The sequence below is a fragment of the Neisseria canis genome, assembly GCF_900636765.1.
Classification (GTDB): domain Bacteria; phylum Pseudomonadota; class Gammaproteobacteria; order Burkholderiales; family Neisseriaceae; genus Neisseria; species Neisseria canis.
Window position 1 is genome coordinate 448,895 of record NZ_LR134313.1, and the last position, 22,002, is coordinate 470,896.

19 protein-coding genes and 1 pseudogene are annotated in these 22,002 nt (G+C 51.7%); 4 read left to right on the plus strand and 16 right to left on the minus strand.

Translation table 11 applies throughout. The features are described 5' to 3' along the window. Positions 1 to 69: 69 nt before the first annotated feature. Positions 70 to 489, minus strand: a complete 420-nt coding sequence (locus EL143_RS02150) for a hypothetical protein (protein ID WP_126326507.1) — start codon at positions 487 to 489, stop codon at positions 70 to 72. Positions 490 to 545: 56 nt separating this feature from the next. Between EL143_RS02150 and EL143_RS02155 the strand changes: the two genes are divergently transcribed. Further along, positions 546 to 746 (plus strand): hypothetical protein, encoded by a 201-nt coding sequence (locus tag EL143_RS02155; protein WP_126326509.1) that lies wholly within the window; start codon positions 546 to 548, stop codon positions 744 to 746. On the opposite strand, the gene pyrI is transcribed toward EL143_RS02155, so the two are convergent. From pyrI to EL143_RS12205, 7 genes are all read right to left on the minus strand, one after another. Beyond that, positions 701 to 1,159, minus strand: a complete 459-nt coding sequence (gene pyrI, locus EL143_RS02160; protein ID WP_085415489.1) for an aspartate carbamoyltransferase regulatory subunit — start codon at positions 1,157 to 1,159, stop codon at positions 701 to 703. The two genes, EL143_RS02155 and pyrI, sit on opposite strands and share 46 nt — an antisense overlap. A gap of 10 nt (positions 1,160 to 1,169) precedes the next feature. Beyond that, a complete protein-coding gene (gene pyrB, locus EL143_RS02165; RefSeq protein ID WP_085415518.1) occupies positions 1,170 to 2,090 on the minus strand; it encodes an aspartate carbamoyltransferase in 921 nt (306 codons plus the stop codon). Between the two features lie 290 nt (positions 2,091 to 2,380). After that, positions 2,381 to 2,761 (minus strand): adenosylmethionine decarboxylase, encoded by a 381-nt coding sequence (gene speD, locus EL143_RS02170; RefSeq protein ID WP_085415490.1) that lies wholly within the window; start codon positions 2,759 to 2,761, stop codon positions 2,381 to 2,383. Continuing rightward, the gene (locus EL143_RS02175) at positions 2,758 to 4,419 is read right to left on the minus strand and encodes a DUF4178 domain-containing protein (protein WP_085415491.1); all 1,662 of its coding nucleotides are present in this window, start codon (positions 4,417 to 4,419) and stop codon (positions 2,758 to 2,760) included. The genes speD and EL143_RS02175 overlap by 4 nt, the downstream gene beginning before the upstream one ends. A gap of 71 nt (positions 4,420 to 4,490) precedes the next feature. Next, positions 4,491 to 5,516 carry an SPFH domain-containing protein gene (locus EL143_RS02180; RefSeq protein ID WP_085415492.1) on the minus strand — a complete coding sequence of 342 codons (1,026 nt, stop codon included), beginning with the start codon at positions 5,514 to 5,516 and terminating at the stop codon, positions 4,491 to 4,493. Between the two features lie 57 nt (positions 5,517 to 5,573). Further along, the gene (locus EL143_RS02185) at positions 5,574 to 5,972 is read right to left on the minus strand and encodes a DUF350 domain-containing protein (protein ID WP_197719610.1); all 399 of its coding nucleotides are present in this window, start codon (positions 5,970 to 5,972) and stop codon (positions 5,574 to 5,576) included. Between the two features lie 160 nt (positions 5,973 to 6,132). Then, complete coding sequence (locus EL143_RS12205) at positions 6,133 to 6,273, minus strand: hypothetical protein (protein ID WP_158087807.1); 141 nt, start codon at positions 6,271 to 6,273, stop codon at positions 6,133 to 6,135. A gap of 249 nt (positions 6,274 to 6,522) precedes the next feature. Here EL143_RS12205 and EL143_RS02195 point away from each other — a divergent pair, with 249 nt between their 5' ends. Then, entirely contained in the window at positions 6,523 to 8,037 is a 1,515-nt protein-coding gene (locus EL143_RS02195; protein ID WP_085415493.1) for a polyamine aminopropyltransferase, read from the plus strand. A 75-nt stretch (positions 8,038 to 8,112) separates the two neighbouring features. Here EL143_RS02195 and EL143_RS02200 read toward each other — a convergent pair whose 3' ends face one another. After that, a complete protein-coding gene (locus tag EL143_RS02200; RefSeq protein WP_085415494.1) occupies positions 8,113 to 8,709 on the minus strand; it encodes a uracil-DNA glycosylase family protein in 597 nt (198 codons plus the stop codon). A gap of 168 nt (positions 8,710 to 8,877) precedes the next feature. On the opposite strand from EL143_RS02200, the gene mmsB reads away from it, so the two are divergent. Next, positions 8,878 to 9,789 (plus strand): 3-hydroxyisobutyrate dehydrogenase, encoded by a 912-nt coding sequence (gene mmsB / locus EL143_RS02205; RefSeq protein ID WP_085415495.1) that lies wholly within the window; start codon positions 8,878 to 8,880, stop codon positions 9,787 to 9,789. 471 nt (positions 9,790 to 10,260) lie between these two features. Here the strand turns inward: mmsB and EL143_RS02210 are convergent, their stop codons facing one another. From EL143_RS02210 to EL143_RS02220, 3 genes are all read right to left on the minus strand, one after another. Further along, complete coding sequence (locus EL143_RS02210) at positions 10,261 to 11,760, minus strand: CoA-acylating methylmalonate-semialdehyde dehydrogenase (protein WP_085415496.1); 1,500 nt, start codon at positions 11,758 to 11,760, stop codon at positions 10,261 to 10,263. 71 nt (positions 11,761 to 11,831) lie between these two features. Beyond that, positions 11,832 to 12,989 carry an iron-containing alcohol dehydrogenase gene (locus EL143_RS02215; RefSeq protein ID WP_085415497.1) on the minus strand — a complete coding sequence of 386 codons (1,158 nt, stop codon included), beginning with the start codon at positions 12,987 to 12,989 and terminating at the stop codon, positions 11,832 to 11,834. A gap of 40 nt (positions 12,990 to 13,029) precedes the next feature. After that, positions 13,030 to 14,421, minus strand: coding sequence for a GntP family permease (locus EL143_RS02220; RefSeq protein ID WP_085415498.1), 1,392 nt, complete (start codon positions 14,419 to 14,421; stop codon positions 13,030 to 13,032). A gap of 312 nt (positions 14,422 to 14,733) precedes the next feature. On the opposite strand from EL143_RS02220, the gene EL143_RS02225 reads away from it, so the two are divergent. Further along, positions 14,734 to 15,510 carry an IclR family transcriptional regulator gene (locus EL143_RS02225; RefSeq protein WP_085415499.1) on the plus strand — a complete coding sequence of 259 codons (777 nt, stop codon included), beginning with the start codon at positions 14,734 to 14,736 and terminating at the stop codon, positions 15,508 to 15,510. 95 nt (positions 15,511 to 15,605) lie between these two features. Here EL143_RS02225 and EL143_RS02230 read toward each other — a convergent pair. From EL143_RS02230 to EL143_RS02240, 4 genes and pseudogenes are all read right to left on the minus strand, one after another. Continuing rightward, positions 15,606 to 16,620 (minus strand): annotated as a pseudogene (locus EL143_RS02230) (virulence RhuM family protein). A gap of 47 nt (positions 16,621 to 16,667) precedes the next feature. After that, positions 16,668 to 17,219, minus strand: coding sequence for a TaqI-like C-terminal specificity domain-containing protein (locus EL143_RS12405; RefSeq protein WP_197719611.1), 552 nt, complete (start codon positions 17,217 to 17,219; stop codon positions 16,668 to 16,670). After that, entirely contained in the window at positions 17,219 to 19,582 is a 2,364-nt protein-coding gene (locus tag EL143_RS02235; protein WP_197719612.1) for an Eco57I restriction-modification methylase domain-containing protein, read from the minus strand. The genes EL143_RS12405 and EL143_RS02235 overlap by 1 nt, the downstream gene beginning before the upstream one ends. A 55-nt stretch (positions 19,583 to 19,637) precedes the next feature. Beyond that, positions 19,638 to 21,926 carry a Tex family protein gene (locus EL143_RS02240; protein WP_085415500.1) on the minus strand — a complete coding sequence of 763 codons (2,289 nt, stop codon included), beginning with the start codon at positions 21,924 to 21,926 and terminating at the stop codon, positions 19,638 to 19,640. Between the last annotated feature and the right edge of the window lie 76 nt (positions 21,927 to 22,002).

Sequence of the window (22,002 nt, forward strand, 5' to 3'; positions counted from 1 at the left end):
TTACGGTCGGTACACACTTTAAAACAAAGAAAATAAAAAAATTGATAACTGCATTTCTTTGAAAATCTTCTATATTTCTTGGGGTATTTGTTGCCTCAAATAATGAAAAAAACAAATATAAGCCAATATAAATATTAAAATGGCATAAGAAATAGCAGACATTTTATTTACACTGACACTTTTCCCCTCATTATTTGAATAAAAATTTTTTTCAATTAATTGGCTAACATTATTAGGTAATCCCCAAATAGCATACTTCACGACTGAAAGACAAAAAAACATAATTGAATAAAAACTTAACATATCAAATAGCCATTTGTTTTGACTTGTCCCTCGTATTGTTTTTGAATATATAAAAATACCCTGATAACCTTCCGGCACAAAAAATAAGCTAATTAAGATAAGCAAAGGACAAATAAAATAAGTAATTATAGGAAAAAAAACTATATTTTTAAATATTAGCAGCATTGTTTGGTTTGTATCTTTCATTGCTATTAATAACCTCCAAAAAATAGGGGCTGAAGTAGATTAGCCCTAAATGATGAATGACGGCTTTTGTGAAAGAAAACATCAAAAACCAATTGGATTCCGTGCTCAAAGCATATGTGGGGGAAATTGAAATGATTCAAAATGCCTGTCTGAAAACGGTTTCAGACAGGCATCATTTTTTAGTCCCACATTTAAACCCAACGCACCATCTTTACGCCTCCACCACCACATCGCGCGGGAAGGTTTTTTCGCAATAATGGCATTTCAGCTTGGTTTGGCCGCCTTGCGTGTTCACATAAAAACGGCTTTTTACCGGCTCTTCGCGGCTGGCGCAGTTCAGATTGGGGCAGCGGAACACTTCGCTGATGGCTTCGGGCAGGCGCAGCTGCATTTTTTGCACGACTTTGAAATCTTCAATCACGTTAACCGTGGCTTCGGGCGCAAACAAGGCCAGGCGGTTGGCGGTTTGTTCGTCGAAATGCACGCCGGAAATTTTCACGATGTCTTTACAACCCTGCGTTTTGCTCGGCAGGTTGAAACCCACGGTTACGGCGCTGCCGTAATGCAGCAGCTTGAATTGGCGCAGAATCGTCAAACCTTTGCCTGCCGGGATGTGGTCGATAACCGTGCCTGTCTGAATGGCTTCTACGCTGTATTGTTTCTTATCCATCTCGCGCTCCTTACACTTCTTCGTTCAAAATCAAAGACAAAATCGCCATCCGCGCATACACGCCGTTGGTGGCCTGCTCGAAATAATAGGCATAAGGCGTGGCATCGACGTTCGGGTGGATTTCGTCAACGCGCGGCAGCGGGTGGAGGATGCGCAGATTGTCTTTGGCGTTGCCCAGCATGTCGGCGCTCAGGTTGAATTTGCCTTGGATTTTGGCAAACTCCTGTTCGTCGAAACGTTCGCGCTGCACGCGGGTCATGTAGAGGACGTCGGCCCATTCGACGGCGCTTTCCAAATCGGGCAGGATTTCATAGCGGCAGCCGGCTTCATCCAGCTCTTCGGTAATGTAAGCGGGCATTGCCAGGCTGGGCGGGGAAACAAAAGCGAAGCTGCACCCCCAGCGCTTGAGCGCCTGTGCCAGCGAATGCACGGTGCGTCCGTATTTCAAATCGCCTGCCATGGCGATTTTCAGATTGCCGAGCGTGCCTTGCGTTTCATGGATGGTAACCAAATCCAGCAGGGTTTGGCTGGGATGCTGGTTGGTGCCGTCGCCGGCGTTAATCACGGGCACGCTGGAAAATTCCGCTGCCACGCGCGCTGCGCCGTCTTTGGGGTGGCGCTGGATGATGGCATCTGTGTAGCTGGAGATGATGCGCGCGGTGTCGGCCAGCGTTTCGCCTTTTTTCGCACTGGTGTTGGCTCCGTCGGCAAAGCCGATCACTTTGCCGCCCAACCGCTGTACGGCGGTTTCAAATGAGAGGCGTGTACGGGTGGAAGGCTCGAAAAAGCAGGAACCGATCAATTTGCCTGCCAGCAAATCGCTGCGCGGCTCGGCTTTGAGCTTGAGCGCCGTGTGCAGCAACAATTCGAGCTGCTCGTTGGAAAGATCGGAAATGGAAATCAGATTCTGTCGGTATAAAAGATTAGCCATCGTGGTTCCTTTAAGTTTTGCCGGCGCAACGGCCACAAAAAAGCCCGTTTGCTTGCTTAAACAAAACGGGCGCGGCCGCGGCAACGGATGGCGGCTGCTCGAGTGTCGTTTGCCGGATGGGGCATTTGCTGTTTCATATGGGTTCCGTTGCTGAAATCGGTGCGATTATCGCATAAACCATGCCTGTCTGAAAGCGGGTTTCAGACAGGCATTTAATTATAATTACACCGCCTGCATAGTAACGATGCCGTCATACTCGGGCTTGACTCGGGTATGACGGTGCGCCATTTTTAAGTTGATTCACTATGAATAAGCTGCCCGAGCTGCGCGCCGCGTTTTTCCACACGCCATGCCTGCTGCTGCGGCTGAAAGGCTTCGCATAAAAACCGTTTGGCCTGCTCTATCTGCATTTCGCCGCACAAAAAAATATCCAGCGCGGCAAAGCCGTGTTCCGGCCAGGTGTGGATGCTGATATGCGATTCGGCCAAAAGCAGCACGCCGGTTACGCCGCCTTCGCCGCCGAAACGGTGGAAATGCCCGCCCAACACGGTGGCACCCGCCACTGCCGCCGCTTGGTGCAGCAGGTTTTTCAGACAGGCCTCGTCGCGCAGCATTGCCGCATCGCAGCCGTATAAATCCAGCAAACCGTGGCTGCCCGGCTGGTAGCTCATTTATGGCCTCCTGAGAAACCGCCGCTGCCGCTGCCGCCGATATAACCGCTGCTGCCGCCCGTATCGGCCAGCATCATATAATTCACAAAAGTAATCAACAAAATCAATGCAACGGAAAACGCAACAAAGCCTGCCATGGTAACGCCTTCTTCTTTTCTCCGGTGAAACACCAAATAAGCGCCTACGCCCAACAGCATCACCGACATCATGAAGTCTTCCGACACAAACAGCGCAGGCAGGTTCACAAACACCAAAACCGCCAGCATAACGATCAGCGCGCCTTCCGATGCGCCTTCCGCCTGCATTTTTTCGGTATATTCCGGCTTTTTATCCGGCAGGTTGAACCATTCGGCAATTTGCCGGTAGCCGACCGGCGTGCTTTTGCTCCACGCCAGCTCATTCGGCGAATATTCGGCACTCAGCTTTTCATGGCCTTGTTTATAGTCGGAATAATAATTGATGTCGCCTTGCCGGATATGCCAATAAAACGCGCCCGCCGCATAGTTGACCCGGCCGCCGTAATCATAAAGCTTGGGGCAGCCTTGCGGCTGGCCGTTGATGTCGAGGCGCGGCCAAACATCCAATGTTTCAGACAGGCTCCATTCGCCCTCGGAAGTTTCCACCAGCCATAAAAAGCCGGCCTGCGGATGGTAAAGCAGGTATTCAAACCAAGAGCCTTGCGGCACGAAGCCTTGCGGCACTTTGCCGTAAAGCGCGTCAAACGCGGTTTCCCCTTCCAATTCGTCTTTGCGCAGCGCGCCGATAACGGTGTAGGTTTTGTTGTTGATTTTGCCGCGCGAACCCAAAGGCAGCGTAAACGCTTTTTCCTGCGCTTTGCGCATTGTGTTGGCTTGGATCAGCTCGGCTTTGCCGGCAGAAGTGTCCAGCTCGCTGCCGCACGAAGGGCAGATAACCAAATCGGTTAAGCCGTTTACCCATTGCACGGGCGAGCCGCAATTCGGGCAGTTTTCCGATTCGCGCACGCCTTTGAGGCTGCCTGCCGCCTGATTAATCTGATCGTCGCTGCGCGTGTTGGCAAGGTGCAGCTCGTCCAGCGTGACGCCTTTACCGAGAAAGCCCTGCGGCTGCTTTTGCGCATAATCCAGCGTGAGAAACAAATGCTCCCAACGCCAGTCTGCCACGCGGTTAACGCTTTCGGCTTTCAGCTCGAACGGCAATTCGCCCTGCGCCGCCGAGCGTTTCAGCGTGATGGTGCGCACATCCGATGCGAGAAATTTTTTGTTTTGTAAGGTAAACGTGCTGAAACCGGCGCGGATGCTGTCGAATTCAGGCGTGTCGGCAGGCAGATTGCCGATTTCCTGCGTAAACACATAGCGGTCGCCCGCTTCCGAGAGCCAGCCGGTGGTGCCGTCGGCAAACAAAGCGTACCACTCATTCCACATGCCTTCGTCGTAGCGCACCTGCAGGCGGCCGATAAGCGTGAAATCCCGGGTGCTGAATTTGCCTGTGGTGCCGATTTGCAGCGGGCTGAAATCTTCCAGCAGCGCGGAATCGCGACCGGTGTCGGCAATGCTGTCATCATGGCGCACCAGCATGCTGTTGCAATAGCCGCACACCAGCGTAACCGCAGTAGCGGAATGCGCGTGCACGGGCGCGCCGCAACTGGGGCAGTCGGTTTTGAATAGGGGTTCGCTCATAGAAAGTCGCTTGTATCAGACAATGCCTGTCTGAAAACACAAACCATGTTTTCAGACAGGCATTCGGGGCATCAGCCTATCAGTTGTTTCAACACTTCGGCTTTGGCTTGTTCGTAGTCTTCGGCAGAAATCAAACCTTCGTCCAGCAGGGTTTTGAGTTTGCCCAACTTAGCCTGCGGATCTTCCGCCTGCGGCGCGGCAGTTTGCGGCTGCGGTGCGGCGGCTGCTTGCTGCGGCTGCATCATGCCCGCCATCGCTCCGGCCATTGCCTGCCCCACTCCGGCGCCCACGCCCAAACCTGCGCCGATACCGGCCAGGCCGCCTTCGTTTTGCGCCGCCATCGGAATGGCTTCGGCGGTTTGGTATTGCGTGTATTTGCCCAAATCGCCGATGATGCCCATAGACATTCTGCTGTCGAGCGCTTTTTGCACGGCTTCGGGCAATGTGATGCTTTCAACGGTAAAGTTTTCCAATAGCAAACCGAGTTTGGCAAACTCAGGTGCGAGCAGTTCGCCCATTTTTTGCGACAGCAGCACTTGGTTCGCCGCCATATCGAGAAACGGAATGCCCGATGTGCCGAAGGCGGCGGCCAGCTGGGTCATCGCGATATTGCGCAATTGCTGCTCAAGCTGCTCGCCGCTGTAGGCCGCGGTAACGCCCGAAACTTCCCTGAAAAATGCCGCCGGGTCGCTGATGCGGTAGGAATACATGCCGAACGAGCGCAGCTGCACCACGCCGAATTCGGCATCGCGCACGGTTACCGGCTGCGCCGTGCCCCATTTGCGTGCCAGCTGCTGCTTGGTGTTGAAGAAATAAACGTCTGATTTAAAGGGCGATTGAAAAAGCTTATCCCAGTTTTTCAGGTTGGTAAGCACGGGCAGCGTGTTGGTATTGAGCGTGTAGCGGCCGGGGGAGAACACATCGGCGGTTTTGCCCTCGTCGACAAACATCGCCATCTGCGCCTCGCGCACCGTAAGGCTGGCGCCGTTTTGAATCTCTTCGTCGGCCATCGGGAAACGCCACACCAGCAGCGATTCGTCGGGATCGGGCCATTGGATTACATCAATAAACTGCTTCTTGATAAAACTGCCAAGCATGGGCTATTCCTTTTTGAACGGGCGCGCAACGCGCGCTTGGGTGGAGGGAAACGGCAATCAGCTCAAACAGGCTGCGTTCAACAGGCCGATGCTGATGGAAAACGCACCGAACAAGGCGCCTACCGCAACGTTGTTGTTAACCAGCTCTTTATCGGCATCGCGCACGATTCTGGTGGCGGCGAAATAAACCAGAATCTGAATCACAGCCGCGCCCAACCCCCACAACATAAAATCAGGCAGGTTCACGCTGTGGGCGATGCTGGAAGCCAGCGGCAGGCAAAAGCCGACCAAGGCGCCGCCAAACGACAATGCGCAAGCCAGATTGCCGTTTCTTATCAGGCGGATTTCTTCGGCGGGCGTGATGCGCAGGTAAATGGCGCCAAAGGCCACCGTCATCAAGACGCCGACCAGCATATATTGCAGATAAAGCAGGTATTGTGCGGGGGAAATGCTCACGGTTGCTCCATTCGGTTGCAAAAACAGGGTTTTATTATGCCATAAAAACCTGTTGTTCCTTCAAAAAAGAATGCCTGTCTGAATACCGGATTCAGACAGGCATCTTGTTGTATTGATTGTGTTTTCACGAACAATCAGATGGCATCAACAACATAGCATATTACCCGATCAGCCGAAACGGCGAAGCAGGCTGACATTCGGGCGGGGGCAACTTACCCACCAGCGCCGCCGAGCCGCCGAACGGAGCGGGGTTTTCGGGGAAACAAGGCCGCTCCCGGAGCGAAGCGACTAGCGGCCGCACCGAAAATTCCGCGCAGTGAGGGCAGTTTGCGCAGCAAACCGGCAACCGCGGTCGCCTTTCTTTGCTTACTTTCTTTGGCGAAGCAAAGAAAGTAAGTGGCCGCGCAGCCATGAAGCGCAACCGCAACCGACGGCGCAACAGTTTATGGCAAGTCTGCTCATGCTTGAATAACACAATGCCTGTCTGAAACCCATGTTCAGACAGGCATACTGTTATAATCCCTTTCTCCCCAAATGCCTGTCTGAAACCATGAAACTCAACCGCACCCTGATTATCTCCGTGTTCATCGTAGCCAGCTGCGGGCTGGCCTACGAGCTGATTATGGCGGCGCTGGCCAGCTATCTTTTGGGCGACAGCATTTTGCAGTTTTCCTCCATCATCGGGCTGTATCTTTTTGCCATGGGCATCGGGGCGCACTTAACCAAATACATCAAAGACGAAGACGCGCTGGCGCGTTTTATCGAAATCGAGCTGCTGGTGGGGATTATCGGCGGCGTGTCGGCGCTGGCGCTGTTTGTGTCGTTCGGGCTTTCCGCCGCGCCGTTCCGCACGCTGCTTTACGCGCTGGTGTTAACCGTGGGCACGGTTGTGGGCATGGAAATCCCGCTGGTGATGCGGGTGCTCAACCAGCAGCAGGCCGATTTTAAAGAGCTGGTTTCGCGCGTGCTCACTTTCGACTATCTCGGCGCGCTGGCCGTGTCGCTGCTGTTTCCGCTGGTGCTGGCGCCCAAGCTCGGCATGGCGCGTTCGGCTTTGTTGTTCGGCCTGCTCAATGCCGCGGTGGCAGTGTTGACCGCCAAGGTGTTCAAAAGCCAGCTGCCGCGTTACCGCGCCATCCAAACCCGCGGCGTGTTTGTGTTGCTGATTTTGGGCTTAGGCTTTGTTTATGCCAATAAGATTACATTCAAGGCCGAACAAAGCTATTTCGGCGACCCGATTGTGTATGAAAGCCACTCTCCTTACCAGCGCTTGGTGGTCACGCGCTGGAAAGACGACACGCGGCTTTATATCAACGGCAACCTGCAATTTTCCTCGCGCGACGAGGCGCGTTACCACGAGGCTCTGGTGCTGCCGGCCATGCAGATGGTGCCGAATGCGCAAAACGTTCTGATTCTGGGCGGCGGCGACGGGCTGGCCGCGCGCGAAGTGTTGAAATACCCGCAGGTGAATAAGGTAACGCTGGTCGATCTCGACCCGCATATGACCGACACGTTCAAGCATTCCGGCGAATTGAGCAAGCTCAACAACCGCTCGCTCAGCCACCCGAAGATGCATATTGTGAACGCCGACGCGGCCAAATGGCTGGAGGAAACCGGCGGCAAGTTCGACGTGATCATTATCGATTTTCCCGACCCGGCCAATTTCTCGCTAGGCAAGCTTTATTCCGTGCCCGTTTACCGGCTGGTTGCGCGCCATCTCGCGCCCAACGGCTTGATTTCCGTGCAGTCCACCTCGCCCTATTTCGCGCCCAACGCTTATTGGTCGATCGTGGCCACGCTCGAAGCGGCGGGGCTTTACACCGCGCCGTATCACGTTTATGTGCCCTCTTTCGGCGAGTGGGGATTTGTGTTGGCGGGGAGAAACAACCATTTCCCTTTGCCCGAAAAATTTGACGTGGCCACCCGTTTCCTCAACGGACAAACCGCTGCCGAAATGTTCCGCTTTCCGCCCGACATGGCGCGCCGGAAAGTAGAGCCGAATTTCTTAAACACACAGATTCTGGTGAGCTATTTCGAGCAGGATTGGGGCAATGTAATGCGTTAAGCAAATGCCTGTCTGAACCGTCATACTCGGGCTTGACCCGAGTATGACGGCATCATTATTATGTAAGCGTATTAACTATAACAACAAACTGATTTCCGCAAAAAACCGACCGTAAATCTCGGCCTTTTTCTCCAAAGCCAACGGATATGCCCGCGAAGAAGACGGCAGGCGGTATAAACGCAAATGCCTGTCTGAAAACGCCGCTTCGGCAAACCCGCCGATTTTCGGCTTGCCCGTATCGGGCGGCATCAAAGAAAGCAGAGTATCCGTTGCCAGCTCGCCGGTTGTCATCACTGTTTGGCAAAGCGGCATCTCCGCCAACAATCCCTGCAAATCCACCGGCTCGACAATCTGCAAAAACTTATCCGAAGCATTGCCCTGCAAGCGGATTACCTTATGCGCCGTATCGCTGATGGCAATGCCTTTATCCGCCAAAAATGCCCGCAACGGCTTTTCTTTAAACGCTTTCCCGCCTGCTTCGACAAAATAATCCTTATCGCCGAAAAACACCAAACCGAAAATCCGCCACATATCGTTTTGAAAATTCGGATAATAAAAATCCATCTTCCAACGCGCCTGCGGCGGCGGGAACGAGCCGAGCATCAAGAGCTTGGCATTGGCGGGCGTGAAAGGGGGCAAGGGGTGGGTTTCGATTAACAGATGTTCATCCATGGTTTTCAGACAGGCATTCTCAAAAGGGCTTCACTATAAACAATAAACCGCTTAAATTCCAACTTCATCATTTTTCATGATGAAATGCATAAAATAATACAATTTGTATCAAATAGCGGAAATTTGCTATGTTTAAAGTGGCAAAATTCGTAAGCAAAGGAGAAAACCATGTCTGAAAAAATCAAAATCGTGTTTATCGGCTTGGGCAATATGGGCGCACCGATGGCGGCCAATCTGGTGAAAAAAGGGTTTGACGTAACCGTGTTTGATTTGAACCAAGATGCGGTTGCCAATCTGGTTGCCCAAGGCGCAAACCAAATCGACAGCCTGTCTGAATTACCAGAAAACACGCAGCTGGTTATCAGTATGTTGCCGGCAGGTGCGCATGTGCGAAATGTGTATCTGGGCGAACAGGATAACGGATTGTTCTATAAATTGGCCTCGGGCAGCCTGGTAATCGATTGCAGTACCATCGCCGCCACCGACGCGCGCGAACTGGCCGAAGCGGCCGCCAAACACGGCATTGCCTTTTTGGATGCGCCCGTATCCGGCGGAACGGCAGGCGCGGCAGCCGGCACCTTAAGCTTTATTGTGGGCGGCAGCGCCGAAGATTTCGAGCGCGCAAAACCCGTGCTTGAAGCCATGGGCAAAAATATTTTCCACGCAGGCGGCCACGGCGCGGGGCAGGTAGCCAAGATTTGCAACAATATGCTGCTCGGCATTTTAATGGCCGGCACGTCCGAAGCCATCGCGCTGGGTGTGAAAAACGGCTTGGATGCGAAAGTGTTGTCCGACATCATGTCGAAAAGCTCCGGCGGCAACTGGGTGCTGAATGTATACAACCCTTATCCGGGCGTGATGGAAAACGCGCCCGCCGGCCGCAGCTATCAAAACGGCTTCATGGCCACCTTAATGCTGAAAGACCTAAACCTCGCCCGCTCGCTGGCAGAATCCTGCGGCAGCGACACACCGATGGGCGAACAGGCGCTGGCGCAATACAACCGTTTTGTCGAAACCCACGAAGGCCAATTGGACTTTTCCGCCATTATTGATTTATACAAGCCGGGTTTGGTGAAATGATTTAAAGCGTTATCAACCACAACACAATGCCTGTCTGAAAATGGGTTTCAGACAGGCATTGTGTTGTAGCAACTATGACAAACCAATTTAAAATTCGACATGGCAGCACGTCCTTTTTACTTGTCTGTTTCATGCTGTTCAAGATTGCGCTTCATGGCCGCGCGGCCACCTACTTTCTTTGCTTCGCCAAAGAAAGTAGGCAAAGAAAGGCGGCCGCGGTTGCCGGTTTGCTACGCAAACTGCCCTCACTGCGCATGCTTTTCGGGGCGGCCGCTAGTCGCTGCGCTTCGGGAGCGGCCTTACTCCCCCGAAAATCCTGCTCCGTTCGGCGGCGCCAACGGAGAAGCGGACGTAGCCAAGATTACTGAAACTCGAAATGCAGGTCAGACCCAAGTATGACTACATAACAAATATGCCTGTCTGAAAAACAAATTTCAGACAGGCATATTCAAATCAGTTTAAGTCTTGATCTTAACCCAGTGTCGGCATCGAGAATACCGCACCTTCGCGTACTTCCGAAGTCGGCCAGCGTTGGGTGATGGTTTTTCTGCGGGTGTAGAAGCGCGCACCATCGCGGCCGTAAGCGCCTAAATCGCCGAAGCTCGATTGTTTCCAGCCGCCGAAGCTGTGGTAAGCCACCGGAACGGGCAGCGGGATGTTGATGCCGACCATGCCGACCAAAATGTTGTCGGCAAAGTAACGGGCGGCTTCACCGTCGCGGGTGTAGATGCAGGTGCCGTTGCCGTAGATATGTTTGTTAATCAAATCCATGGCTTCCTGCATGGTTTTCACACGCACCACTTGTAGCACAGGGCCGAAGATTTCTTCCTGATAGCTGGTCATCTCCGGGGTAACGTGATCAATCAACGTACCGCCCAGATAGAAACCGTTTTCATAACCCGGCACGGACGGGTTACGCCCGTCCACCACGATGGTTGCGCCCTGCTCCGCCGCACTGGCGATATAGCCTTCCACTTTTGCTTTGTGCGCGGCGGTAATCAAAGGGCCGAAATGGTTGCCGGCATCGGAAAACGGGCCGACTTTCATGTTTTTCATGCCTTCTTTGATGCCCGCTACCATGCGGTCGGCAATTTCGTCGCCCACCGCCACGGCTACCGACAAAGCCATGCAGCGCTCGCCCGACGAACCGAATGCGGCGCCAAGCAGCGAATTCACCACATTGTCCAAATCCGCATCCGGCATCACGATGGCATGGTTTTTCGCGCCGCCCAAAGCCTGGCAGCGTTTGCCGTGTGCTGTGGCGGTGCTGTAAATATATTTGGCAATCGGGGTGGAACCGACAAAACTGATGGCTTGAACGCGCTCGTCGGTCAGCAGCGTATCCACGGCTTCTTTATCGCCGTTTACCACGTTCAGCACGCCGTCAGGCAGGCCTGCCTGCTGCAACAGCTGCGCCAAAAAGAGGCCTACGCTCGGATCGCGCTCAGAGGGCTTCAATACGAAAGTATTGCCGCACACAATCGCCAGCGGGAACATCCACAAAGGTACCATAGCCGGGAAGTTGAACGGGGTAATGCCCGCCACCACGCCCAAAGGCTGGAAATCACACCACGAATCGATATCGGGGCCTACGTTTTTGCTGAAGTCGCCTTTCAAAAATTCGGGCGCGCCGCAAGCGTATTCCACATTTTCAATGCCGCGCTGCAATTCACCCGCCGCATCATGCGAAATTTTGCCGTGCTCCGAGCCGATCAGCTCGCAGATTTTGTCGCGGTTTTGCTCCAGCAGCTCTTTGTATTTGAACATAATGCGGGCACGCTTCATAACCGGTGTTTGCCGCCATGCGGGGAACGCGGCTTGTGCGGCTGCGATGGCTTCTTCAACCGTGGCTTTGGAAGCCAGCGCCACCTGTTTGCTTACCTCTCCTGTGGAAGGGTTATACACATCTTGGGTGCGCGCTTTGTCTTCAATGATTTTTCCGTTGATAAAATGACCGATGATTTGGCTCATGTTGTTTCTCCTGGTTTAAAGTTTCGGTATATCCATACCGTTTCAATTCATAAAAATAAAGGTCTACCCGGCTACCATAGCTGGCGGTAGATGGCGATAATCTCTTCTTTTTCGGGTACGCGCGGGTTATTACCGGGCGAACCGGAAGCCAAAGCCTGCTCGGCCATGGTTTCCACCACTTTGTCGAACTCGGCTTTCTCCACACCGAACTGCGCCAAAGTGGGCACATTCAATTCACGGTTTAAAGCCACCAAGCCCTCAAGCAGCTTCCGGTTGGCCGTGTCCGTGTCGTCATCATGCGAAGCGAATCCGGCTGCGCGGGCGCATTCGGCATAGCGTTCCGGCGCGGCAGGCACGGAATAGGCGGTAACGGCAGGCAGCAACATGGCATTGGACAAGCCGTGCGGCACATGGAAAAACGCACCTATCGGCCTGCTCATGCCGTGTACCAACGCAACCGACGCATTGGAAAACGCAATGCCCGCCAGAGTCGAACCCAGCATCATGGCTTCGCGCGCGGCAAGGTCGCTGCCGTTGTGGTACACCTTGCGCAAATTGCCGCCGATCAGTCTCATGGCAGCCAAAGCCTGCGCGTCGCTATACGGATTGGCTTTTTTGCTCACATAAGCTTCGATGGCATGGGTAAGCGCGTCGATGCCGGTATCGGCAGTGGTACGCTGCGGCACGCTCACGGTCAGCTCGTAGTCAATCACTGCTGCCGCGGGCATAAATCCCAAGCCGACGCACAACAGTTTTTCGCTGGTGGCTTCATCCGTGATGATGGTAAAGCGCGTGCATTCCGAGCCTGTTCCCGCCGTGGTGGGCACGGCAATCAGCGGCAGGCCGTGTTCGTTCACTTGGCGCGGAAATTTGTATTCGCGTATATTGCCGCCGAACTTACCCAACACGGCAATGGCTTTGGCACTGTCGATCGGGCTGCCGCCGCCTAAAGCGATAATGATGTCGTAATTACCGTTTTTTACTTTTTCCACACCCGCCTCAATCGAAGAATCGGTAGGCCCAGGCACGGTATCGTCGTAAATATCGGCTTTAAGGCCGTCTGAATTCAAAATATCGCAAACTCGTTGCACATAGCCGAGCTGAACCATCATTTTATCGGTTACGATCAAAGGCTTGCTGCAATCTAAAGTTTTTACCAGCTCAGGCAGCTTTTCGCAGGCGTGCCTGCCGATGTGCATAAAACGGGGTAATACAACTTGTGCGGACATAATTCCTCCTATTTATCTTCCGTCTTTTTTCAGACAGGCATTAAAACGAACCGAATAGGGTGCCCAGCCCAACCACGGCAGCCAAAGCAATCAACGGCACAATCACGGCAACCACCAAAATATCCAAATAAGATTCCCTGTGTGTCAAACCGCAAATCGCCAGCATGGTAATCACAGCGCCGTTGTGCGGCAGCGCGTCCAAGCCGCCTGATGCAATTGATGCCACACGGTGCATCAGCTCGAGCGAAGTGCCGGTTTGGTTCGCCATCTGCACATAGGTTTCGCCCATCGCGCTGAGTGCGATACTCATGCCGCCGGAAGCCGAGCCGGTAATACCTGCCATCACGTTCACCACAACCGCTTCGGAAATCAAAGGATTATCCGGAGAAAGCCCGATCATAAAATCACGCAGAATGATAAAGCCCACCAAAGTGGCAATTACCGAGCCGTAACCCACTTCGGATGCCGTGTTGAAAATCGGCAGCAATGAACCCATCGCACCGTCATTGAGCGACTTTTTCAAGTTGCGCCAGTATTTCATGTTGGCAAAAATCAGAAACACACATCCCGCCACCAAAGCCGCAATAATCGCCCACAAGCCGACCACCGAATTCAGGGAAACGCCGCCGAATTTTTTATCGGCCAAATAAGCCGTATCCATCGCAGGGAAAATAAACTTGGTTAACGCGTAGTTCAACGCAATTACCACAATAATCGGTACCAGCGCTTTGGCCAAACCCGGCAAATGCTTGAAATCCTGCTCTTTCACATGGCTGTCGTGGTGATTGCCATAGCCCTCGCCCGCTTCCGCCGCATGCTTGAGGCGGCGGTTGAGCCACATCATGCCGAAAATAAACATAATCACTCCGGCAATCACACCCAAACCCGGAGATGCAAACGCATCGGTTTGGAAATAAGGAATCGGAATGGCATTCTGAATAGAAGGCGTACCCGGCAGGGCGGTCATCGTGAATGTGAGCGCACCTACGGCAATCGCCCCGGGAATCAAACGTTTGGGAATATCAATCTCACGGAACAAAGCCGCCGCAATCGGGTACACGGCAAAAGTCACCACAAACACCGACACACCGCCGTAAGTCAAAATGGCCGAAGCCAACACAATCGACAGCAAAGCTTTCTGTTTGCCCAATTTATCCACCAACGTATGTGCGATACTGTGCGCCGCACCGGAATCCTCCATCAGTTTGCCGAAAATCGCGCCCAATAGAAAAATCGGGAAAAACTTAATCGCAAATCCCCCCATCCCCTGCATAAAAACCTGCGTGTACGTACCCAAAAGCTCATTCGAAGGCGCACTAAACAACACCGCCAACATTGCCAACAAAGGCGCCAAAATCAACACGCTCACACCCCTGTAGGCCAACACCATCAAAAGCACGAGTGAAAGCACAATGCCTGTCAAACTCAACATAATCGGTTTCTCCTTCCATTTCCCATTTATCGGGCCGGCTGCACCAAAAGCTTATTACCCATCGGCTGCCGGCTTATTCTTATTGCTGCGGATTTTCTGCATCAATTTTTTGATATAAATTTTACTAATTTGAAACAATTTGTATCGTTTTAAACCGATTATAGAAACAGCAAAGCTTAGGATAAAATCATAATTTCTAATGTTTACAATCAGAATAAGTTATATATAATTGATTTTGAGCGTTTTAGATTCATAAATCAGCTTATTTCACAACAGCTTATCTTTAATGATTTCAAATAGAAGGAAAGAAAATTGGACACGTCTTCCGGCAGAGGTTCATCCATCACACGGGTTTTGGAAATTATCGAAGCAGTGGCCGCCGCAGACCGCCCGCCCACACCGCAAGATTTGATTCAAGATTTGGATATCCCCAAACCCAGCCTGCACCGCCTGCTCAAACTGCTGGAAAGCGAACAGTTTATCCAAACCGATTTGCAAGGCGGCATCGTGCCCGGCATCCGCTCATTAAGGTTGAGCGTCAACATTTGGCAAAGCAAACACCATCAAGCGGAACGGATAGCAATTTTAGGCACGCTTTCCGCCAAAATCGGCGAAACCTGCGGCATCAGCGTGCCCAACGGCAACTGTATGTCTTATACCGACCGCGTACAAACCAACTGGCCGCTACAAGTTTATCTACCCAGCGGCACACAAGTACCGCTGTATTGCACGGCCGGCGGCAAGCTCTACCTCAGCTCCCTGCCCGCATTAAAACGAAAACGGCTGATCGAACATATGCAACCCGCCCGCATGACACAAAACACACTCACCGACCCCACAGCCTTAGAACAAGCCGTAAAAAAAATCGGCAAAACCGGCATCGGCTTTGACGATGAAGAATTCATTTCCGGCATGGTCGGCTGCTCCGTACCCGTGCTTGATGCCGACGGCCAATTTATCGCCGCCCTATACACCCACGCCCCCACCATCCGCAAAAGCCTTGATGACCTACTCTCTTTCGTTCCCGATATGAAAGCAGCCTCGGAAGAAATCAGCAAACTCTTGTTTCAAGACCCTAAATCCGCTTAGTTTAAAAACGATAAATGCCTGTCTGAAAAGATTTCAGACAGGCATTTGTTAAACTACTTAATCCCCGATACAAAGCAACAACGCCATGACAAACTTTAAGTTTGTTTGCGGCCTTCAGACTTTTTAGCTTGCAGGCGCAATAATTCGGCAATATCGTCTTCGCCCTGCTGTTCCTTGATTTGACGCTGCGCAGCCATATAGCGTTCGTATTCGGCTTCTGCTTTGGCATCGGCCTGTTTTTTGCTGATTTCACCTGCACCTTGCAGCACTTCACGGTCGTTAAACGCTAAAAATTGATCCAGCTTTTCCGTCCAATCCTTTAAAAACACCTGCTTTTTTCTCTGTGCCTGATCTTCGGCAAAATCCAGCCACATAGTGACTATGCGGTTTAACTGGCTGATTTCTTTTTCGTTTAAATAGTTTTTGGCCGTTTTACGAACTACGCCATCGGTTGTATGCGTTAAACCCATTAACGGTTTGGAGGCATCGACACGCCGATAAACCAGCTCCGCAGCAGTATGCCCGGTGGCGGCAAAATGCAGCTTGTTTTGAATGGTTTTAAAAAATTGCGTGGTTTCTTTAAAGCTGGGCTGATAATCCGCAGCCAGCGCAAAAATCTCACGCACACGTAAATACACCCGCTTTTCACTAGCGCGGATATCACGGATGCGTTCCAGCAATTCATCAAAATGATCCGGTGCAGGCAAGGTACCCACCGGCGGATTTTTCAGGCGCTCGTCATCCAGCACAAAGCCTTTTTGCAGATACTCGCCCAAAGTACGCGTCGCCCATTGGCGGAACTGTGTACCGCGCGAAGAACGCACGCGGTAGCCAACGGCGATAATCATCGGCAGGGAATAGTGTTTTAACTGCCGTTTGACCTCGCGCTCACCTTCCATTTGAACTTGTAAGTATTCCTTACAAGTTGCCGCTTCATCTATTTCAAACTCTTGATAAATGGCTCTGATGTGTTGGGTAATCGATTGTGGTGTTACTTGGTACAACTCTGCCATTTCCGCTTGCGTCAACCAAAGCTGCCCACCTAATTCACGTAAAACAAATTGAGAGGCCGTCTGAAGTAATGTAGAGGATAAGGGTGTTGTCGATCATATTTTTTACATCATTTAGAAAAGATAGCTGTTCTAATCGAGATCCTTTCAGGTAGCCCGACGTTCGATCAAACTGATTTCTTCTTCATTTAATTGGTATATTTTATAAACAGCTTGATTGATTTTGTTTTCGAGAAATTCAATTCTGTTACTAAAAAAATTGCGGTCTGCGTCGCTTAGGGCAGTATGTGCTTCTGCCTTGGCGGTGAGCATTTTACTGGCCAGCTTAGCCAGTTCGTCATGCAAGGTTTGATTTTGCTCCGAGATCAAAGGCAATGGAAGTTGTTCGACATGGGTTTTCTTGACTTCTGCCAAGGCTTCCCCTGTCTCAGGATTGAGTTGGTAATAGTAGAAGTCAGCTAATTTAGAGTTGAGTATCGCCAGCATGAATTTATGGTCTACCGTATCGGAAAGCACAATATGCAGATTATTTCGACAAATAATGTTTGGCCCGATTACGGTGGCAATAATGCGGTCGGCGGTTTGACGGATCACAATTTTTTCAGGTGCGGAAAAAATTTCCGGCTGCCTCGGTTCTGCCAACCACTCTCCATACTGTATCCATGAATCCCCGTTCCAAAAGTTTTCGTATTTGTGCATTAAGCTGCCGCGCAACAGCGGTTTCCAATTAGCACCTTCCGGCTTGGACTGGTTTTCTTTAACAAAGGGTTTTGTTTTAACAATGTCTTTCGTTTGCTTGGGTTTACCTTTACCTGTTTGAAATGGTTTAACTCCAACAGTGGAAATAGTGCAATCTGCCAAGGTTTGTGATTGTGCTTTAATTTTGTCAAACAAATCAGTCTCAGCGGGGGAGGCAAGTATGTTGATGATGCCACCTTCCTTGTCGAAACGTTTTTGGTTGAGCTGCTGATAGGCCGTAGCCGTTTCATTTTGAACCAGTTCGACATCAAACAGGTGCTTGCCTGAAGCGGCTGTTTGTCGAAAATAAGTACATGTGTATCAACCACAGCATCTTTAAAAATATGTTCGCGGCTGTGCAGGATTTTTTGCCAGCGGTAGCTGTTCAACAGGTGCTTACGGATATTAGTGAAGGTTACGGATTGCAGCCATGTATTCGGCACAATCACGCCGAGTTTGCCGCCTGTTTTCAGTAAACCGTAGAAACGTTCGAGAAAAAGAAGGTATAGATCGTATTGGTAGTTTTGATAGTGGAAATGCTGTTTGAAAAAGGCGAGTTGGGTTTTGTCATCTACTTTCACATAGGGCGGGTTACCAATCAGGGCATCAAATCCGCTTTCAGGCCGTCTGAATACTTGAGGAAATGCCATGGCAAAATCAAACGGGTTGATTTTGCGCCTTTCGTCTGCTGAAAATGCCAGTTCTCCGTCTAAAATTTCATGGCTGATCAAAGAATTTCCGCATTTGATGTTACCACTCAAATCAGGCAGGATTTTTTCGTGAAACAATACCTGCATTTCGTTGGCGGTGGTCATGGTTTCGTCTTCCAATAGTTTTAAAAACAGCGATACCTGACTGACTTCTACCGCTTGTAAGTCAATATCCACACCGTAAATATTGTTAAGTAGGATTTGCTGTTTCTGTCTAATGGAAAGCACCCAGACACCATGCTCGGCATTCCAGATGCAACCTGCTTTTTCTGCGGCGGTAGGGTATTGGTTGTAGTAGTTTTTATGATATTCGAGCAAGTAGTCGTATGCACCAATGAGAAAGCTGCCACTGCCGCAGGCAATATCGGCAAATTTCATTTCGGCAATTTTGGTAGGGCTTTTCCCGGCTATTTGTGCACCTATGGTGTATTTGACAATATAGTCGACAATGTATTTTGGGGTGTAGTAAACACCGCCTGCCTTGCGGACTTCGGGTTTGGGTTCTATCGCTATTTTGCCGTCTGAAACGGTGATTACTTTACCGAGAAAACGCTCGTAGATATTGCCTAAGATATGGATAGGAATGTAGTTAAAGTCATAGGGTGTGTTGGTGTGGTCGAGATCGGCTGCAATATCGCGAAATAGGTCTTGATCTGCACCGAGAAAAGCATTTTGATCGATAAAATGAGGTTTGAAAACGATACCGTTATATTTGGCATCCAAGCGTTTGCTCTCGCTGATGAATTTGTGCCATGGTTTACTGTGATTTGCGATGTTGTGCAGCAAGTTTTCAGGCTCGATCTGCTTATCTTCCAAAAAACGCATGAAGACCAAGCGGTCAATAGTACGCTGTGTGGCTTCGGTCAGCTCATATGGGTTAAGTTTGGGATTGCCACAATAAAAGGCTTGCGCCATTTGCAGGCGGATGTTGTCTATATATTCCAAAAAGCTGTCGTCAATGGATAAACCACCACCAAACAGACTGCCTTGCCGCCCCCTTTTGCCTTTGCTGCGGCTGTGTTCCAATTCTTCCACATAAAGGCGCAGATTGCCGGCCGACACTGCTTCACGGGAAAATAGCCAGTAGACTTCGGCAAAGGTGTCTACATCTCTAAAATCAGTGTATCTGAAATATTTGATTTCGTTAGTAAGGGCAGTGTCTAAATCGGGTTTAGTGCGGCAGTCGATGATGACAAATTCTTCAAAATCAGTCAGCACGGAAATGCCTGTTTGTGAGTTCCAACCGTATTTGGCGGTTTGGAAATAGTCTTCGCTGTTTTGGCGCAAAGTGCGACTGGGTTTTTTAGCTTCTACAAAAAATTGTACAGTGCGGTAATCAGGTGCCAAATGAAAAGCATAATCCGCCCGCTTTTGCGCCTGCGAGCCTTCCTGCCGCTGTGCTTTTTCTACTTTAACTTCTTGCTGAAAAGGATTTTTTTGATAATTATGGGCTACGTCCCAGCCAAGAGCGGTAAAAAACTTATCGATAAAGTCTTGGCGTACAGCAGCTTCAGTATAAGAGGGTGAAAGATAATGTGCCTCGCCAGCTTTAAAATCATCAATCAGAGCAATTACAGAAGCGTGTGCAGTTTCAAATACGGTACTATTCGACATGAATTAGACTTTCAAATAACTTAATATAGAATCAATTTTCTGGCATTGAGTTATTTTACCTTTTCAACTTCGCAAACGCATCCGCCATTGCCGAATTAGTCGGTGCCTGCTCGCGCGGGTTGCGTTGATTTCTACTGCTATCATTGCGTCGGTTTTCAGACGGCCTGCCGCTTCTTGTCGAACCGCTGCCTGCTTCGTCATCCAAACGCATGGTTAGGGCGATGCGTTTGCGGGCGGCATCGACTTCCAGCACTTTTACTTTGACTACGTCGCCGGCTTTGACGACTTCGCGCGGGTCTTGAACGAACCGGTTCGACAAGGCGGAGATGTGGACGAGGCCGTCTTGGTGTACGCCGATGTCGACGAATGCGCCGAAGTTGGCGACGTTGCTCACTACGCCTTCCAAAATCATACCGACTTGTAAATCGCTGATTTCGTTGATGCCTTCGGCAAAGGTGGCCGTCTGAAATTCGCCGCGCGGGTCGCGGCCGGGTTTTTCGAGTTCGGCGAGGATGTCCATGATGGTGGGCAGGCCGAATTGCTCGGTGGTGTAGCTGGTGGGCTTGATTTGTTTGATTTTTTCGCGGTTGCCGATAAGGTCGGCGGCTTTGATGTGCAGGTCGGCCAGCATTTTGGCGACAACGGGATAGGCTTCGGGGTGGACGGCGGATGCGTCGAGCGGTTCTTTGCCGCCGTTGATGCGCAAGAAGCCGGCGGCCTGCTCGTAGGTTTTTTCGCCGAGACGCGGTACTTTGAGGAGTTTTTTGCGGCTGTCGAATGCGTCGTTTTCGTCGCGGTAGGCAACGATGTTTTGCGCCAGCGTGCTGTTGAGGCCGGAAATGCGCGCGAGCAGGGGGGCGGAAGCGGTGTTCACGTCCACGCCGACGGCGTTCACGCAGTCTTCCACCACGGCATCCAGCGATTTGGCGAGTTGGCTTTGGTTGACATCGTGCTGGTATTGGCCGACTCCGATGGATTTGGGGTCGATTTTTACCAATTCGGCCAGCGGGTCTTGCAGACGGCGGGCGATGGAGACGGCTCCGCGCAGGGAAACATCCAACTCGGGGAATTCTTTGGCGGCCAGCTCCGAAGCGGAATAAACGGATGCGCCGGCTTCGGAGACGACGATTTTATGCAGCCCCATTTCAGGCAGGCCTTTCACCAATTCTCCGGCGAGTTTGTCGGTTTCGCGGCTGGCGGTGCCGTTGCCGATGGCAATCAGTTTCACGCCGTGTTGTTTGATGAGGCGGGCAAGGGTAGCTAAGGCGTTGTTTTCTTGGTGCAGATAGACGACGGCGGTGTCGAGCAGTTTACCGGTGTCGTCCACTACGGCGGTTTTGATGCCGGTACGGAAGCCGGGGTCGAGGCCCATGGTGGCGAGGCGGCCGGCGGGGGCGGCGAGCAGCAGGTCTTTGAGGTTGCGGGCGAACACGGTAATCGCGTCGGTGTCGGCGGCTTCTTTCAGACGGCCTAAGGCTTCAAGCTCCAGCGAGAGGAAGATTTTGGCGCGCCATGTGAGGCGCACGGTGTCGCGCAGCCATTTGTCGGCGGGGCGGCCTTGATCGGCGATGCCGAAATGTTTGGCGATGATTTTTTCGTATTCGCTCTGCTCGGTGATCGGGGTTTCGTCGGGCTGATATTTGAGGGCGACTTGCAGCACGCCTTCGTTGCGGCCGCGCAATACGGCCAGTGCGCGGTGGCTGGGCATGCTGCGGACGGGTTCGCGGTGGTCGAAATAGTCTTTGAATTTTTCGCCGCTTTCTTCTTGTCCGGCAACCACTTGGGCATGGATTTCGGCTTCGTTCCACAGCTTTTCGCGCAAGTTGCCGAGCAGTTCGGCATCTTCGGCGAACTGTTCCATCAGAATGGCGCGCGCGCCGTCGAGCGCGGCTTTGGTGTCGGGCACTTGCTCGTTCAGATAGGCTTCGGCGGCGGTTTCAGGGTTTTCAGACGGCCTCTGCAACAAGCTGTCGGCCAAAGGCTGCAAACCGTTTTCGCGGGCGATTTGGGCTTTGGTACGGCGTTTGGGTTTGTAGGGCAGGTAGAGGTCTTCGAGTGCGGTTTTGTTGTCGGCTGCTTCGATGGCCGTCTGAAGCTCGGGCGTGAGTTTGCCTTGTTCTTCAATGCTTTTTAAAACGGTTTGCTTGCGCTCTGCCAATTCGCGCAGGTATTGCAGACGCTCGGCGAGATGGCGCAGTTGGGTGTCGTCCAGCCCGCCGGTAACTTCTTTGCGGTAGCGGGCGATAAAGGGCACGGTGGCGCCGTCGTCGAGCAAGGTAACGGCGGCTTGGATTTGGGCGGCGGTGGCGTTTAATTCTGATGCGATGGTGGAAATGATGTTCATGGTGAAGGTTTTGAAGCTGAAAAAAAAGGGAAAAGGATAGCGGTTTTGGGGAGGTTTGGCAAAGGTCCTCTGAAAA

Bases quoted from the DNA above. Each gene is read 5' to 3' on its own strand.
- speD (WP_085415490.1), bottom strand. From the start codon at position 2,761: ATGAGCTACCAGCCGGGCAGCCACGGTTTGCTGGATTTATACGGCTGC.
- EL143_RS02180 (WP_085415492.1), bottom strand. From the start codon at position 5,516: ATGCTTGGCAGTTTTATCAAGAAGCAGTTTATTGATGTAATCCAATGG.
- EL143_RS02195 (WP_085415493.1), top strand. From the start codon at position 6,523: ATGAAACTCAACCGCACCCTGATTATCTCCGTGTTCATCGTAGCCAGC.
- EL143_RS02175 (WP_085415491.1), bottom strand. From the start codon at position 4,419: ATGAGCGAACCCCTATTCAAAACCGACTGCCCCAGTTGCGGCGCGCCC.
- EL143_RS02155 (WP_126326509.1), top strand. From the start codon at position 546: ATGACGGCTTTTGTGAAAGAAAACATCAAAAACCAATTGGATTCCGTG.
- pyrB (WP_085415518.1), bottom strand. From the start codon at position 2,090: ATGGCTAATCTTTTATACCGACAGAATCTGATTTCCATTTCCGATCTT.
- EL143_RS02235 (WP_197719612.1), bottom strand. From the start codon at position 19,582: ATGTCGAATAGTACCGTATTTGAAACTGCACACGCTTCTGTAATTGCT.
- EL143_RS02215 (WP_085415497.1), bottom strand. From the start codon at position 12,989: ATGTCCGCACAAGTTGTATTACCCCGTTTTATGCACATCGGCAGGCAC.
- EL143_RS02200 (WP_085415494.1), bottom strand. From the start codon at position 8,709: ATGGATGAACATCTGTTAATCGAAACCCACCCCTTGCCCCCTTTCACG.
- EL143_RS02210 (WP_085415496.1), bottom strand. From the start codon at position 11,760: ATGAGCCAAATCATCGGTCATTTTATCAACGGAAAAATCATTGAAGAC.
- EL143_RS02150 (WP_126326507.1), bottom strand. From the start codon at position 489: ATGAAAGATACAAACCAAACAATGCTGCTAATATTTAAAAATATAGTT.
- EL143_RS12405 (WP_197719611.1), bottom strand. From the start codon at position 17,219: ATGCACAAATACGAAAACTTTTGGAACGGGGATTCATGGATACAGTAT.
- pyrI (WP_085415489.1), bottom strand. From the start codon at position 1,159: ATGGATAAGAAACAATACAGCGTAGAAGCCATTCAGACAGGCACGGTT.
- mmsB (WP_085415495.1), top strand. From the start codon at position 8,878: ATGTCTGAAAAAATCAAAATCGTGTTTATCGGCTTGGGCAATATGGGC.
- EL143_RS02220 (WP_085415498.1), bottom strand. From the start codon at position 14,421: ATGTTGAGTTTGACAGGCATTGTGCTTTCACTCGTGCTTTTGATGGTG.
- EL143_RS02240 (WP_085415500.1), bottom strand. From the start codon at position 21,926: ATGAACATCATTTCCACCATCGCATCAGAATTAAACGCCACCGCCGCC.